Here is a 14636-nt window from a genome sequence, read left to right on the forward strand (position 1 = left end):
AGCGGACGGAGAGGGCGAGCCAGTTTCCCATTTTAGAAGATATAATCGAACTGGTAATCGCCGATGAGGATGGTATCGTTCTCCTGCACGCCCTTTTCCACCAGAGCATCCAGAATGCCGCTCTCTCCCAGCTGACGCTGGAAGAACTGCAGGCTTTCGTAGTCGTCCACATTGCTGCCGGCCAGAATGTATTCCAGCCACGGGGCTTCCACGCTCCACACATGGGCTTCCATGCGCTTGATCTCAAACGCACGGTCGTTGGCCTTGGGTTCGGGCTTCTTGTACTCGGGAGCAAACACCGGCACCGGCGGGATATCCTTCAGGCGGTTATACACGAGGCCCGGCAGTTCCTTCACGCCCTGCATGGTGGCTGCAGAGATGGGCACAAAGGTCAGGCCCTTGGCTTCCACATACTTGCGGAAATCCTCGATCTGCTCCTCGGTGGCCAGATCGCACTTGTTGCCAATGACGATCTGCGGACGCTCAGCCAACACAGGGCTGAACTTTGCCAGTTCCTCGTTGATCTTCTCAAAATCCTCGATGGGCTCACGGCACTCGCTGCCGGAGACGTCCACCACATGCAGCAGCAGGCGGCAGCGCTCCACATGGCGCAGGAAGTCGTGGCCCAGACCGATGCCCTCGCTGGCACCCTCAATCAGGCCGGGGATATCGGCGCAGACAAAGCTTGCGCCCTCTGCCACGGACACGACACCCAGCGTGGGCACCAGCGTGGTGAAGTGGTAGTTTGCGATCTTGGGCTTGGCTGCGCTGATGGTGGAGATGAGGGTGGACTTGCCCACATTGGGGAAGCCGATCAGGCCCACATCGGCGATCAGTTTCAGCTCCAGCGTCACCTGAATGTCCTCGCCGGGCATACCGGGCTTTGCAAACTTGGGGATCTGGCGGGTGGGCGTGGCAAAATGCGCATTGCCGTAACCGCCGCGGCCGCCCTTTGCGATGGTGACAGGGATGTGATCGGACAGGTCCGCAATGACAAGGCCGCTCTCGGCGTCCTTGATGACGGTGCCCAGCGGCACCTTGATGACAAGGTTCTCCGCGTTTTTGCCGTGGCACAGGCTGGCGCCGCCCTTGCCGCCCTCCGGGGCCACATACTTGCGCTTATAGCGGAAGTCCATCAGGGTGGTCAGGTGATCGTCCACCACAAAAATAATGTCGCCGCCGCGGCCGCCATCGCCGCCGTCCGGGCCGCCAGCGGCCACGAATTTTTCACGGTGAAAGCTCACCGCACCGTCGCCGCCCTTGCCCGCGTGGAGCCATATCGTGGCGATGTCGATAAAGTTGGTTTGTGCTGCCATACAGCCCCTCCTTAGTTTTTACCTCTATTCAGCTCGCCCCTCGGGAGAGCTGGACGCGCCAGAGCGCGGCCTGAGAGGGTTCTTTTCATCAAAAAGAGCCGGGCCACGAGGGTCCGGCTCTCTACGTTTTGCAGTTATCCGAAAGAAGTTACTGCTTGACGCTGCACTTCTTGCCGTTCTTGCCCACGCGCTCAAAACGGACGGTACCGTCCACCAGAGCAAACAGGGTATCATCGCTGCCCTTGCCAACGTTCTCACCCGGCATGATGTGGGTGCCACGCTGACGAACCAGGATGTTGCCGGCCAGAACGAACTGACCGTCTGCACGCTTGGTGCCCAGACGCTGTGCTGCGGAATCGCGGCCGTTCTTGGTGCTGCCTACGCCCTTTTTATGTGCCATTGTAATTTACCTCCTTAGCCGTTGATCGCAGTGATCTCAACCTTGGTGAAGGGCTGACGATGGCCCATACGGCGAGCACTGTGCTTCTTTGCGCGATAGGTGATGATGTTCAGCTTCTTGCCCTTGCCATTCTTGATGACCTTAGCAGAAACGGTAGCACCCTCAACAACAGGAGCGCCAACCTTCACAGAACCCTCCTCGCCAATAGCGAGAACCTGATCAAACTTCACTTCGGAGTCGGCCTCAACGTCCAGCTTTTCGATGTAGACGATGTCGCCCTGCTCCACGCGGTACTGCTTACCGCCGGTAACAATGATTGCGTACATTTTGTTCATTCCTTTTCGTTGTACTCGCTGGTCGTAAAGGCAGGCCCTTACACTGGGCCATTTCAGGCGCCCACACCACGCGGCTAGAATAGTATAGCAAAAAAAGGCCGGGATTGCAAGAGGAATTTTCCTCTTTCCGAAAGATTTTTTATTTTTCCGCCTTTCCGCTTTCCGCGATGGTGCGTTTTACTTCGGCGTTATACGCTTCGGTGCGCTCCACGAAAAGCTTGCGCGGGCTGGAAGCCAGCAGCTGGGTCTTGCTGCCTGCAAAGGCGATGGGCCCGTCCAGCTTTTTCATGGCCGCTTTATTATCAGCGTTCAAAGCCAGCTCCACCATCAGGGGCTTGTCCCTGAACTTATGGGTAAAGTAGATCTCTGCCGCAAGGCCTGCCACCACGGCGATACCTGCCACCAGCTGGGACGCCCGCAGGCCAATAGAAGGCACCAGCATCAGACTGTCGGTGCGCAGTGCTTCGATCCAGAAGCGGCCTGCACCGTACCAGATCATATACCGCAGGGCGATGTCGCCGTTGAATCTGCGCTTTTTGATGTAGCGGAACAGCAGGAGGAAGCCCACGAAGCACCAGATGCTCTCATACAGGAAGGTGGGATGCACCGGCAGGTTCGGATCGATGGTCACGCCGCTCTGGGCTGTGACCGTACTGCCCATGAGGTATGCTCTGGTAGCCTCGCTGTACATGCCCCACGGCAGGGTGGTGTTGCAGCCAAAGGCCTCCTGATTAAAGAAGTTGCCCCAGCGGCCGCAGCCCTGCCCCAGCAGAAAGCCCATGGCGGTCAGGTCGAACATGGGCAGCACCGGCACGCCCCGCCATTTGCAGGCAAGGCCTCCGAACACAAAGCCGCCGATGATACCGCCGTAGATGGCCAGACCACCGTCGCGGACCGCGATCATCTCCCAGATGCTCTCATATTTAAAAGGTGCCATGGCTACATAGTAGGCGCGGGCGCTGACAATGCCCAGCACGATGCCGATCAGGATCACATCCACCATGCTGTCCGGGTCCACGCCGAACTCGATGCTGTGACGGAACGCGAACACCAGCGCCAGACAGATGCCAAACGCGATGCACACACCATACCAGTAAATGCTGAATCCACCGATGGAAAAGGCCACACGGTTGAGCTCAAAGCTCAGGCCAAGGCCCGGGAACTGTACCAGATTTGTCATTCTGCTTCCTCCTCGTCCTCTGCCAGCGGCGCAGTGCCGTCCGGCTGGATATACATGACCGCCATGCGCTCTGTGCTGAGGATGTGCTGCAGTGCTGCATCCGCATCCTCTGCGGTCAGGCCCGCCAGCATGGCGATCTGCTGGGCCACCGTCTGGCCGGAGAGGGCAAAATCTGCCATCTGACTGGCCGAATCCTCCACATTTTCGAGGTTTTCGATCAGCTGGCCGTATTTTTCGTTCTTGCACAGGGTAAAGATCTCCCGGTCCACGCCTTCTGCGCGGATGCGGGCGATCTCGTCCAGAAGCATCTGCTTCACGGCATCGGGGGCGTCGCTCTCGCCGGTGAACAGGATGCAGCAGCAGCCGTCCACCCGCAGCACTTCCCCGCCAAAGCCCGGGTTCACAAGGCCTTCGTCGTACAGGCGGCGGTACAGCGGTGACATGCCGCCGGTGATGCAGCTCAGGATCAGATCATACAGCGCTTCGGTGCGCAGGTCGCCGGACGGCAGCGGCTCTTCCTTGAAGCCCACGCCGAAGCAGGGCTTGGACACCGGCATCTTCAGCGTTTTTTCCGCTGTGGCCAGCGTCATGGGCTCCGGCGTCCAAAGGCGCCGCACACCCTCTGCCGTGCGGGGCTCCGTCAGACCATGGCGCTCGCAGGCGGCTAAAATTTGCTCCATGGTGGTATTGCCAGCCGCTGCCAGAACCATGTTGCCCGGTGCATAGAACGCTTTGCAGCTGTCGTAGAGCATTTCGGGCGTAATTTCCGCAATGCTCTCCACCGTGCCCGCGATATCACTGCGGATGGGGTGGCTGTGGTACAGGCACTCGAACAGGCCGGTGATGAGCCGCCAGTCCGGGCTGTCGTCGTACATTTTGATTTCCTGCCCGATGATGCCCTGCTCCTTGGCGATGGTCTGCTCGGTAAAATAGGGGTGGGTCACCATGCCCAGCAGCACATCCAGACTCTCGTCCAGCTGCTGGGTCGCGGTGAACAGATAGCAGGTGCGGTCAAAGCTGGTGAAGGCATTGGCGTTCGCACCAGTCTTTGCGTACTTTGCAAAGGCATCCCCGTCCTGATCCTCGAACATCTTGTGCTCGAGGAAGTGTGCCACGCCTGCGGGCAGGTGCACTTCTTTTCCGTCCAGTCGGAAATCCCGGTCGATGGAGCCAAAGCGGGTGGCAAAAATGACATGGGTGCTGGAATAGCCCGGCATAGGCCGCACGATGACGGTCAGGCCGGAGGGCAGGATCTTCCACTGATCGGCCACGGTCTTTTCCAGCAGGGTCTGATCATTCTGCGGCATGGGCGTCCACCTCCTTTGTGAGCAGATAGCTGACCGAGAGGGTCAGCTTGCGCAGGATCGCGCGCACATCATCCCGGGTCACAGCCTGCAAAGCGGCGCGGGCCTCGGCAGGCGTTTGGACTTTGGCAGGGTCGCCGCCGCTGCGCAGCACCTCGATATAGTACCATGTCTCAATGCCGCCCAGCGTATCCTCCACGCCCTGCATCCCGCTCAGCAGTCCCAGGCGGCAGTCCTCCAGCTCCTCATCGGTGATGGGCCCGCTGCACAGGTCGGCCAGCTCCTTCAGGATAGCCTGCTCGGCGCGGGCAGCGTCGGCGTGCTCCACGCCGCTGTTCACAGCCATGCTGCCGGTAAAGCTCTGGAACGAGGACGAGCAGTAGTAACACAAATGGTCACGCTCGCGCACATTCAGGAACAGGCGGCTGGTCACGCTGCCGCCATACAGCGCCATGGCAAGGCGGACTGCTGCCAGCTGTTCGGTGCGCATGGGCTCGCCCAGTGTGAACAGCATACACAGCTTTGCCTGCACCATATCGTAGGTTTCTACCCTGTGCACAGGCTCGCGGCGCGGCATGGCAATGTTCTCGGCCAGCGGCAGTGGAGCCCGGTCGATGGCGGCAAGTTCGGCCAGCAGGGCATCCCGCACGGCTGCCGTCTGCGCGGCGTCGCAGCCCAGCACAAGCAGCTCAATGTTCGCGGTCCGCAGCATCTCGTAATAAGCCGCGGTAAGCTGTTCCGGCGTCAGGTCGTCCACCTCTTCCAGATAGCCCTCCTGCCGCACGCTTGCCGGGCTGTCGCCAAAGAATTCCCGGTTGGCCTGATGCAGGCAGTACAGGCGCTTATCGTTAATCTCATCTTCCAGCGCCTTTTTCAGCATCTGCTTTTCAATGCCCACGGCCTCCGGGTCAAAGGTTCCGCCCACAAAATAGGGGTGGAAGGCCGCGCCCAGTGCAATGGATGCATATTCCCGCGTCAGTTCTTCGCCTTCCAGCGCAAATTTATCCTTGATGCCGGTGACGCTGACGCACAGATTGTGGCTGCAGCCCATGGGCCGGGCATCCACCGTGAGATCTGCACCGTAGAGCTTGGCCAGCCTTTTGGTCAGTCGGGTCATGTCCGGGCAGTCGGCATAGCCGCGCTCCATCACAAGGGGCAAAAGTGCATGTGCCGTGGCGGTCTCCCGCTTTGCCGGAAAGGCAAAATGGATGCTGATGCGGCAGCGGTTGAATTTTTCCGCCGGGTCGCAGGAAAGGTGCACGCCCGGCGCAATGAGAGTACGTTTCAATTTGTTCCTCCACCCTGCTTTTACAGGGAGCTTTTTATTTTATGATGCCTTCTGCAAGGCAAGAAATTCTTCCAGACTCAAGCCGCTGGCCCGGATGGCAAGGGCATTTTCTGTACCCACATACCGCCAGTGCCACGGCTCGAACACCACGCCGGTCGCGGCCTGCCGGTCTTCCGGGTAGCGCAGGATGAAGCCGTATTCCGCGGCATAAGCGGTCAGCCACTCGTAGGCGCGGGTCGTATCAAAGCCGGTGTCACGGTCCGGGTAGTCGCTGCTGAGGATATCCGCCGCATAACCGGTGCCATGCTCATTGCATTCTGCAGGCAGCTGGATGTCTGCGGACAGGCTGGCGGCTTCCTCCTCGGTCTTGCCCTTTTCCAGATACTGCTGCTTCTGTGCCTCATAGGCTGCGGTCCGGGCATCTGCGTCCTGATAGCCTGCGGACAGCACCAGCGCAACGCCATCCTCTGCCGCTGCGGCAGACATCTGCCGGTAGGCATCGGCAGCCTCCGCTTCCAGCTGGATGGTGCCATCCTCATTGGCCGGGGCAAGGGTCGGCGACGGTTCCCCGGCAAAGGGCAGATTGGCGTTTACCAGTATAAGCCGCGCATCGTCGGCATCAAAGGTGTAGCCGGTGCCGCTGTAGCTGGCAGCTTCAAAGCTCCGGGGCCCGGCAAGCAGAGCGTTTGCTTTGGGCAGCAGCCAGAGGATGCCCCGGGTCATCAGGGCCACGATGGCAGCACAGATCAGGATCAGGAGCGCCCAGTTGCGGGCCAGACGCAGGCGCTTGCGGCGCATGTATTGCTCACGGGTCATACGGGGCTTTACAGTTTTTTTGCTGGTTGGTTCCATGGTGCGTTGCAGCTCCTTTGGCAGAATTTGCAGCGCGCTGCGCCGCACAGATACAGTGTATATTATACACCCCTTTGCATTTTGTGTAAACGCCGGAAGTGTAAAATAAGTATGACCGTCCTCGTCAGCGGCCTTGCCTTCTCCGTCCGCTCACGCTGTTCGCGTCCACCTCTCCCAAAGTGAGAGGCCTTGGCAGAACCAGAAAGTTTTTCTCTTCGCCAGAGGCTCGCCCTTTGGGAGAGCTGTCGCGTAAGCGACTGAGAGGGCGAGGCCGTTAACAAAAAGAGCGCTGTACAGCTTTCAAAGAAACTGTACAGCGCACAAAATTCATTTTTTACAAATCAGTCAAACAGCATATCGTGGATCGCAGAAACGGCCTTGTCGGCATCCCCGCGGTCGATGATGCAGGAGATCTTGATCTCACTGGTGGAGATCATCTTGATATTGATGTTGTTGTTGGACAGTGCCTCAAACATCTTGGAAGCAACGCCGCTGTGGCTCTGCATACCGGCACCCACGATGGAGACCTTTGCGCAGGTGGTGTCCACGCTCACATCGTTGAAGTGTGCGCTCTCCTTCAGCACGCGCATGGCCAGATCGGCTTCGCCCTCAGAACAGGTAAAGCTGATATCCTTCTTGCCGTCACGGCCGGTGGACTGCAGGATGATGTCCACGTTGATGTTCTTCTGGGCCAGCAGACCGAAGATCTTGAAGCTCATGCCCGGCTCGTCGGGAACGTTCAGAATCGTGATAACAGCAACATCAGCGTCCTTTGCGACGCCCTTGATCAGCATACCTTCCATGTCTTTCGTAACCTCCTTGACCACCGTACCGGGCACGGGATTCAGGCTGGAGAGCACCTCCAGCTCCACATTATACTTCTTCGCCAGTTCCACGCTGCGGTTGTTCAGCACCTGTGCGCCCAGAGATGCCAGCTCCAGCATCTCGTCAAAGGTGATCTCCTCCAGCTTGCGGGTGTTGCGCACCTTGCGCGGGTCGGCCGTGTAAACGCCTTCCACATCGGTATAGATCTGGCAGCGGTCTGCGTGCAGGGCTGCTGCAATGGCAACTGCACTGGTGTCGGAACCGCCGCGGCCCAGAGTGGTGATGTCGTCCAGCTTGTTCAGCCCCTGGAAGCCAGCCACAACAACAACACGGTTGCGCTCCAGCTCCGAGGAGATACGCTCGGTCTCCAGACGGCTGATGCGTGCCTTGGTGTAGGCGCGGTCGGTGCGGAAGCCTGCCTGCCAGCCGGTCAGGCTGATGGCATGGCAGCCCAGCTCATTCAGCGCCATGGCCAGCAGCGAAATGCTGATCTGCTCGCCGGTAGCCAGCAGCATATCCATTTCACGAGCCGAAGGGTTGTGGGTGATCTCCCCAGCCTTGGCGATCAGGTCATCGGTGGTATCGCCCTGAGCGGACACCACCACAACTACGTCATTGCCCGCGTTGTGGGTGTTTGCCACAATGCGTGCCACGTTGAAGATACGGTCACGGTCCTTCACCGAAGAACCGCCGAACTTCTGTACGATCAACGCCATATCTTGTCACTCTCCTCTTTTTGTCCCTTGATCAAAAGGGGTACACCGGGTGGAAGCAGCAGGCAGAACCTTGCACTTCCCTATCCCATTTATCATTCCACCGTTGCGCCGGTGTTATCGGCATCCAAACGCAGCAATGTAAATGCTTCACATCCGTCCAGACCTTCCAGAAGCTCCAGACCCTTTTCCAGCTTGGAATAGAACTTTTCGGCCTCAGCCTTTTCGGCCACCGCCATCACGGTGCTGCCCGCACCGGAAACATAGACCGCCTTTGCACCGCACAGGCGCGCCATGTCGAACACTTCCTTGGAGCCCGGCATCAGCGGCATGCGGTAGGGCTGGTGCAGCTTATCCTCCGTGGCAATGGCCAGCAGGTCATGTCTGCCCTCACAGAAGGCGGCAGGCACCAGCGCTGCACGCGAAAGGTTATATACCGCATCCTTGTGGGAGACCTCTTTGGGCAGTGCCGCACGGGCGGCTTCCGTCAGCAGCTTGTAGTCCGGCACGATGGCGGCAAAGCACAGTGTTTCGTCCACATTGCGCTTGACCGAGTACACCTTGCCCTCCTCAAACACGCTGCTGGTCAGACCGCCCAGCAGGGCCGGGGCCACGTTATCGGGGTGGCCCTCGATGGAGGTAGCCAGCGTGAGCAGCTCCTGGGTGTTGAGCACATCGCCCAGCATCCGGTTGGCACCCAGCAGGCCCGCGATGATGCAGGCCGAAGAAGAGCCCAGACCCCGGGCCATGGGAATGGGGTTGGTCTGGGTGATCTTGAGGGGCGGGATCTGCTTGCCAACTTTTTCAAACAGGCCCTTTGCCGAGCGGTACACCAGATTGGATTCACCGCGCGGGATGCGGGTACCGTCCGCAGACGAGATATCCAGCACCTCACTGTCTTCAAAGGTGACCGTATTATACAGCGTCACCGCCAGACCCAGCGCATCAAAGCCGGAGCCGATGTTCGCGCTGGTGGCCGGGACAGAAACCTTGATCTTCATAGCCGCTGCACCTTTCTTTTCCGTTATCAGTTTTCTTCCGGCAGACGCTTGAGCACCAGCTTCACGCTGCCGCCCACGGCTTCCACCTTGCGGGCCGCTTCGGACAGAGCTTTGTCATCGGCACGCTCCACAAAGTAGGCGCAGCCCTCGTAGCGCTCATCCACCACCTTGCCGTAGCCGTAGATGGCTTCCACCACTGCGGGAGCAATGCCTGCCACACGCACATAATATGCAGCAGGAGCAGGATCGGTGAGCATGCCGTCCACCGGCTCAGCGGGCTGCCAGAACAGGCTGTCGTGCACCTTGGCACCATGCTTCAGGGCATCCACCACATCGGCCACAACGGCGCTGGCGGTGGGCAGCTTGCCGGCGCCCTTGCCGTAGAACACCACATCGCCCAGCATATCGCCCTTGACCAGCACGGCGTTGAACACATCGTCCACGCTGGCCAGCTGGTTTGCCTTGGGCACCAGACAGGGCTCCACGCCCGCCGCCACGCTGCCGTCCTTGCCGCGCTTCATCCATGCGATCAGCTTGATGACACAGCCGAGCTTTTCAGCTGCTGCCACATCCGCGGCGGTGATATCGCGGATGCCGCGGGTGGGAATGTTCTGGGGGTAGATCTGGTGGCCGCAGACCAGCGAGGACAGAATGGCGATCTTGCGGCAGGCATCGCGGCCATCCACATCGTCGCTGGGGTCCTTGGTCTCCGCATAGCCCAGCTCCTGCGCAATTTTCAGTGCATCGTCAAAGCCCAGACCCTCACGCACCATCTTGGTGAGCATGAAGTTGGTGGTACCGTTCACGATGCCCTCCACCTCGGTGATGACGTTCGCGGCCAGACACTGGTGCATCGGCGTAATGATGGGGGTGCCGCCGCCCACAGAAGCCTCGAACAGGAAGGCACAGCCGTGCTCTTTGGCAAGGCCCAGCAGCTCAGCGCCGTAGGTGGCCACCATTTCCTTGTTGGAGGTGCACACGCTGCGGCCGCTCTCAAGACAGGCCTTTACATACGGGTAGGCAAAGCGGGTGCCGCCGATGGTCTCCACCACTACCCTGATCTCCGGGTCCTCCAGAATGACATCAAAGTTCTTGACAAACAGGTTTGCGGCCGGATGACCGGAAAAATCCTTCGGGTCCAGAATATACTTGACCTCTACCGGCTCACCTGCACGGCGGGAGACACTTGCAGCGTTGCGGCACAAAACCTCGTACACGCCGCTGCCCACCGTGCCAAAGCCCAGAATTGCAATTTTAGCCATTGTTGCTCTCCCTCGTTTTCCTGAGTTTTCCTGATTTGATATCTACTTTACAGATTGTATCCGCAGTGCACACCCACCACCATGCGCTGACGCGAAAGCTTTTCGGTCAGCTCTTCCGGAGTCATCTGCATGGTGTCGGTGCGGATGGTGACTGCCACCAGTGCTGCACCGTTTTCCGGCGTGGACTGGTTGATGGTCACAATGCTGGCACCTGCAGCGCTGATGCCTGCCAGCAGGCTCTGCAGCGCACCGGTCTCATCCCGCAGAGTGGCCATGACGGTGATCACTTCGCGGCCATTCTCGGAATCAAAGATGCAGTCCTTATACTTATAAAAAGCGCTGCGCGAAAGATCAACTGCACGGGTAGCAGCGGAAATGCTGCGTGCCTCCCCGCTGGCCAGAAGCTCTTTAGCGCGTACCACCTTGAGAAAAACCTCAGGCAGCACCTGCGCGTCCACCAGATAAAAGCGGCGTTCCAACTTGTTCACCTCACAAACACAAGTGTTCTTGCAGTGAATATAATAACATCCGGCCCCCTGCAATGCAAGGGGTCGGATGCGTTTTTGTCAGATTACCCAGTTTTGTTGTGTGACGTGCGGTGTTTCCTTGCCGGATTCACCCCGGGGCCGTGTTGAAAGTACGCCTTTTGCGTTTTGTTTCCCCGCCGAATACAGATTACTCGGTATCCAGATTACTTGTATCTGCTGGGATGACAGTCTGCTCCGGTGCTGCATCTGCTGCATCTGCTGCATCTGCTGCAGGCGCAGCGGGTGCTGCCGCATGGGAATAGTTGCAGGCGGCGGGCAGATCATCTGCACGGTAGTAGCCCACGGCCGTGCTGGGGCAGGAACCGCCGGCCAGCAGACCGCTCTGGGTGCAGTAGCGGCGCTCCACAACGCCAGCGGAACTGGGGAATGCCTTATAAGGCAGGTCTGCCTGCACCTGTTCCATCAGTGCCTTCCACGCCATAACACAGGTACGGGTCTTTGCCTGCTGCTTGCCAAGGGTCTTGGTCATATCGTAGGGTGCGTCGTAGCCCCACCACACAGCGGTGACATAATACGGCGTGCCGCCCACGAACCACAGATCCTTTTCGTCGCTGGCCGTACCGGTCTTACCAAAGGACTCCATACCGTTGGAGTTGGGGTAGCGTCCGCCTGCGGTACCCACGCTGGAGTACAGCACATTCTTCAGCAGGCGGTTCATCACGTAAGCGGTGTCCGGCGTCAGTGCCTGATAGCTGGTAGCATTGTTTTCCAGATAAATGTTGCCGTCACGATCCAGCACCCGGGTGTACAGGTGCGGGGTGGTGTACTGGCCATCGTAGAAGATCTGGAATGCAGCCGCCAGAGCCGTGGGCGTAACACCATGGGTCTGGCTGCCCATGACCATCTGGGCAAGACCCACATCGTTCACCGGGTCCAGCGTGTTCAGTTGCAGGGTGTTGTAAACAAAGTTGAAGATATTGCTTGCGCCCACCAGATCGCCCACGCGGATCGCGATGGTGTTCAGCGAGCGGGCAAGGCCGTTCCACAGCGGGATATCGCTGTGGTCGCCATAATTGCCGCCGTAGTTCCGGGGCCAGCTGCGCCATGCGTTGGGGTAAGCACGCAGCTGCTTGTCCGACAGGCCCATCAGGCCGTTCTTACGGCAGTAGTCCTCATCACGGATCACCATGTCCTGCTTCTGGTACAGAGGCGAGTTGTTGAGCATGGTAGACCAGTTCACCAGACCATATTCAATGCCCAGTGCATACGCGCCAATGGGTTTGATGGTAGAACCCGTCTGGCGGGTGACGCTGTAAGCGCGGTTCAGCGAGAGGCTTCTGGTCTTTTCGCCCAGACCACCCACAATGGCGATCACATTGCCGTCATAGTCCAGCGTGACCATCGCCGCCTGTGTGCGGACGTTGCGATAATAGTAGACCGTGCCGTCATCGCCAGTACGGGTCTTGGGGGTACCGTCGTCGTTCATCACCTGAACGTCGTCATCGGAAATGGAGGTCACCTCTTCCTCATGCCAGCCCGCCGGGAAATATGCGTCGTTGGCATTCAGCATCAGGTTCTCCATGGCAGACTGCACCTTGGTGTTCACCGTAGCCTCCACGGTAAAGCCGCCGGTGTACAGCAGCTTCTGGGCTTCGGATTCGGAGATGTTCTCCTTGGCCATGATATCCTGCACCAGCTCCGTGAACAGTGCATCGGTAAAATACGAGGTAACAGAAGAGTTCTTCTTGCTGTCCTCTTCCTCAGCCAGTACCAGCGGCTGGGCAGCTGCATTGCGGTACTCTTCCTCACTAATCACGCCCTGCTGCCACATGTTGTACATGAGGAAGTTGCGGCGGTTGATGAGGTTTTCGGGATTCGTATAGGGGTTGTAGTTGGTAGGGTTCTTGGTAATGGACGCAATGGATGCGCATTCCCACAGGGTCAGCTGGCTGACATCTTTATTAAAGTACTCGTTGGCCGCAGTCTGCACGCCCTGAATGGTACCGGTAAAGCTGATGGTGTTCAGGTACGCTTCCAGAATGGTCTCCTTGGAATAGCTTCGACTCAGGCAAAGGGCACGATAGATCTCACGCAGCTTGCGCAGTGCGCCCTCGATGCCGCTGGCGCTGTTGTCATCCGTCAGGTTTTTGATGAGCTGCTGTTCCAGCGTGGACGCACCCTGCTTGGAGCTGTAGATGGGCAGCAGATACTCATTGATCATTGCGCCAATGGTGCGCTTGAAGTTGACGCCGGGCTCGTTGTAGAAATCCTTATCCTCCGTGCAGATGAACGCATACTGCAGGTTGGCAGGAATCTGTTCCAGATCTGCCCACACGCGGTGGCTGTTGGAGGAGCGCAGGGTCGCGTACTCCACCTGTGCACCAGTGTCCGGGTCGGTGGCCATCACCACGCTAGACTGGCTCAGTTCAATGTTATCCAGATCCAGCAAATCGCCGTCATTGGCCGTAGCCTGCACCACGTAATAGACGGCACCCACAGCCAGCAGGCTGCCTGCCATCACGCCCAGACAGAGCAGGGTGGCAATGGTCCGGCCAATGAACCGCAGGAGCGGATGCTTTTTCTTTTCACGGGATTCCTGCAGCTCCTCCGGTTCCCGTCCGGACCGGGGGGCATGCTGAGGTTCCCGGCGGCTGTTGCTCGTATTCACCCTCCGGCCTTTGGGCGCAGCAGGGCGTCCGTTGTCGGAGCGGTTGATCTTCTTCATATTGGAAATAGGAATCGCCTCCTAACATTTCAGGCTGCATTTCAGCGCCGTGCGCTGGTATCTTCCATCCATGCGCACACAGCTGCACACAATACCATATTATAGCACGCACACAGAATGCGGGCAAGAACCAATCTTCGGCCATAACAGGTCTAATCGATTGTAGTATAGCACATCCTGCCATGCAAAGTACAGCATTCTCGTGTGAAAATTGACTGTTCTCCCCTGTTTTTGGGCATACTTGTGCCAGAAGGGAGCGTGTTACCCCATGCGCAAATTGTGTGTCTGCCTGTTTTATGGGCTGTGCGTATTTACCATTGTGTTCAGCCTGTTCTGGATGGCCCTGCCAAAGCTGCGCCTGCCGGTGCCCGATCCCGGCAGCGAAGCCCCGCCCTCCTCCGCAGCAGACCTTGCCGCGCAGGCGCTGCCGGAACTTGCCGCGCAGAGCTACCGTCTGTGCGACAAAGGCGGACGGGTGGCCGTGTACCGCTGCGGCACCAACGGTCAGCCGGAAGTGCTCATTACCATCACCGGCATCTACACGAATCTCCTGCCGGAGAACGATGCTCTGCGCATCAAGCGCGGCGTGACGGTGTACAGCGAACGGGAATTGGACCTGCTGCTGGAAGACTTGGGAGAGTAAGTGCAATTTGCCTATTTTTATTCCAATTTTGTAATCGTTTTTGTTGACATTCCGGTGTAAAAAACATATAATAGGGATGTAAGGTAAAGTTTTTTAACCCGTTTCAGCAGTTATAAAAGGAAGTGCGTCCTTATGTCAGAACAGATCACCCTCCATTACCAGTGCCGTCTTTGCGGCAAGCAGCTGGACCGCGGCGTCCACCTCGGCCCGCCCAGCCCCGGTACCTGCAGCAAAGCTGCCAAGGTGGACGGCTTCCATGGGCCGCACCGCTGGGTCATTGTGTCTCTGCCCAAAAGTGCCTGAG

At 58.6% G+C, this 14636-nt stretch carries 14 protein-coding genes; 2 read left to right on the forward strand and 12 right to left on the reverse strand.

Going from position 1 to position 14636, the window contains the following annotated elements:
- Positions 1-32: 32 nt before the first annotated feature.
- The 12 genes from obgE to MTP37_RS08675 all read right to left on the reverse strand — a co-directional run bounded on the left by obgE (position 33) and on the right by MTP37_RS08675 (position 13689).
- Positions 33-1316, reverse strand: a complete 1284-nt coding sequence (obgE, locus tag MTP37_RS08620) for a GTPase ObgE (RefSeq protein WP_249236904.1) — start codon at positions 1314-1316, stop codon at positions 33-35.
- 148 nt (positions 1317-1464) lie between these two features.
- Positions 1465-1716 carry a 50S ribosomal protein L27 gene (gene rpmA / locus MTP37_RS08625; protein ID WP_097800350.1) on the reverse strand — a complete coding sequence of 84 codons (252 nt, stop codon included), beginning with the start codon at positions 1714-1716 and terminating at the stop codon, positions 1465-1467.
- A 14-nt stretch (positions 1717-1730) separates the two neighbouring features.
- Positions 1731-2042, reverse strand: a complete 312-nt coding sequence (rplU, locus tag MTP37_RS08630; protein WP_120120768.1) for a 50S ribosomal protein L21 — start codon at positions 2040-2042, stop codon at positions 1731-1733.
- Positions 2043-2190: 148 nt separating this feature from the next.
- A complete protein-coding gene (lgt, locus tag MTP37_RS08635; RefSeq protein ID WP_249236905.1) occupies positions 2191-3231 on the reverse strand; it encodes a prolipoprotein diacylglyceryl transferase in 1041 nt (346 codons plus the stop codon).
- Positions 3228-4538 (reverse strand): EF-P 5-aminopentanol modification-associated protein YfmH, encoded by a 1311-nt coding sequence (gene yfmH, locus MTP37_RS08640; RefSeq protein ID WP_249236906.1) that lies wholly within the window; start codon positions 4536-4538, stop codon positions 3228-3230. The genes lgt and yfmH overlap by 4 nt, the downstream gene beginning before the upstream one ends.
- Positions 4525-5823: a M16 family metallopeptidase gene (locus MTP37_RS08645; protein ID WP_249236907.1), complete on the reverse strand. Its 1299-nt coding sequence runs from the start codon at positions 5821-5823 to the stop codon at positions 4525-4527. The genes yfmH and MTP37_RS08645 overlap by 14 nt, the downstream gene beginning before the upstream one ends.
- 39 nt (positions 5824-5862) lie before the next feature.
- Positions 5863-6675 (reverse strand): M15 family metallopeptidase, encoded by an 813-nt coding sequence (locus tag MTP37_RS08650; protein WP_249236908.1) that lies wholly within the window; start codon positions 6673-6675, stop codon positions 5863-5865.
- Between the two features lie 341 nt (positions 6676-7016).
- The gene (locus MTP37_RS08655; RefSeq protein ID WP_249236909.1) at positions 7017-8216 is read right to left on the reverse strand and encodes an aspartate kinase; all 1200 of its coding nucleotides are present in this window, start codon (positions 8214-8216) and stop codon (positions 7017-7019) included.
- 92 nt (positions 8217-8308) lie between these two features.
- Positions 8309-9214 carry a homoserine kinase gene (gene thrB, locus MTP37_RS08660; RefSeq protein WP_249236910.1) on the reverse strand — a complete coding sequence of 302 codons (906 nt, stop codon included), beginning with the start codon at positions 9212-9214 and terminating at the stop codon, positions 8309-8311.
- A 26-nt stretch (positions 9215-9240) separates the two neighbouring features.
- The gene (locus tag MTP37_RS08665) at positions 9241-10476 is read right to left on the reverse strand and encodes a homoserine dehydrogenase (RefSeq protein ID WP_249236912.1); all 1236 of its coding nucleotides are present in this window, start codon (positions 10474-10476) and stop codon (positions 9241-9243) included.
- 47 nt (positions 10477-10523) lie between these two features.
- Positions 10524-10964 (reverse strand): ACT domain-containing protein, encoded by a 441-nt coding sequence (locus tag MTP37_RS08670; protein WP_005945891.1) that lies wholly within the window; start codon positions 10962-10964, stop codon positions 10524-10526.
- A 187-nt stretch (positions 10965-11151) separates the two neighbouring features.
- Positions 11152-13689, reverse strand: coding sequence for a transglycosylase domain-containing protein (locus MTP37_RS08675; RefSeq protein ID WP_249236913.1), 2538 nt, complete (start codon positions 13687-13689; stop codon positions 11152-11154).
- A 268-nt stretch (positions 13690-13957) separates the two neighbouring features.
- Between MTP37_RS08675 and MTP37_RS08680 the strand changes: the two genes are divergently transcribed.
- Both MTP37_RS08680 and MTP37_RS08685 read left to right on the forward strand, forming a co-directional pair.
- The gene (locus tag MTP37_RS08680; RefSeq protein WP_249236914.1) at positions 13958-14332 is read left to right on the forward strand and encodes a hypothetical protein; all 375 of its coding nucleotides are present in this window, start codon (positions 13958-13960) and stop codon (positions 14330-14332) included.
- 132 nt (positions 14333-14464) lie between these two features.
- Positions 14465-14635 (forward strand): hypothetical protein, encoded by a 171-nt coding sequence (locus MTP37_RS08685; RefSeq protein WP_249236916.1) that lies wholly within the window; start codon positions 14465-14467, stop codon positions 14633-14635.
- Position 14636: the final 1 nt, after the last annotated feature.

This window comes from Faecalibacterium sp. HTF-F (genome assembly GCF_023347535.1).
Classification (GTDB): Bacteria; Bacillota; Clostridia; order Oscillospirales; family Ruminococcaceae; genus Faecalibacterium; species Faecalibacterium wellingii.

Coding starts and splice junctions, on each gene's coding strand:
- obgE (WP_249236904.1), bottom strand. CDS start 1,316: ATGGCAGCACAAACCAACTTTATCGACATCGCCACGATATGGCTCCAC.
- thrB (WP_249236910.1), bottom strand. CDS start 9,214: ATGAAGATCAAGGTTTCTGTCCCGGCCACCAGCGCGAACATCGGCTCC.
- MTP37_RS08675 (WP_249236913.1), bottom strand. CDS start 13,689: ATGAAGAAGATCAACCGCTCCGACAACGGACGCCCTGCTGCGCCCAAA.
- MTP37_RS08680 (WP_249236914.1), top strand. CDS start 13,958: ATGCGCAAATTGTGTGTCTGCCTGTTTTATGGGCTGTGCGTATTTACC.
- MTP37_RS08685 (WP_249236916.1), top strand. CDS start 14,465: ATGTCAGAACAGATCACCCTCCATTACCAGTGCCGTCTTTGCGGCAAG.
- MTP37_RS08655 (WP_249236909.1), bottom strand. CDS start 8,216: ATGGCGTTGATCGTACAGAAGTTCGGCGGTTCTTCGGTGAAGGACCGT.
- lgt (WP_249236905.1), bottom strand. CDS start 3,231: ATGACAAATCTGGTACAGTTCCCGGGCCTTGGCCTGAGCTTTGAGCTC.
- MTP37_RS08650 (WP_249236908.1), bottom strand. CDS start 6,675: ATGGAACCAACCAGCAAAAAAACTGTAAAGCCCCGTATGACCCGTGAG.
- MTP37_RS08665 (WP_249236912.1), bottom strand. CDS start 10,476: ATGGCTAAAATTGCAATTCTGGGCTTTGGCACGGTGGGCAGCGGCGTG.
- rpmA (WP_097800350.1), bottom strand. CDS start 1,716: ATGGCACATAAAAAGGGCGTAGGCAGCACCAAGAACGGCCGCGATTCC.
- yfmH (WP_249236906.1), bottom strand. CDS start 4,538: ATGCCGCAGAATGATCAGACCCTGCTGGAAAAGACCGTGGCCGATCAG.
- rplU (WP_120120768.1), bottom strand. CDS start 2,042: ATGTACGCAATCATTGTTACCGGCGGTAAGCAGTACCGCGTGGAGCAG.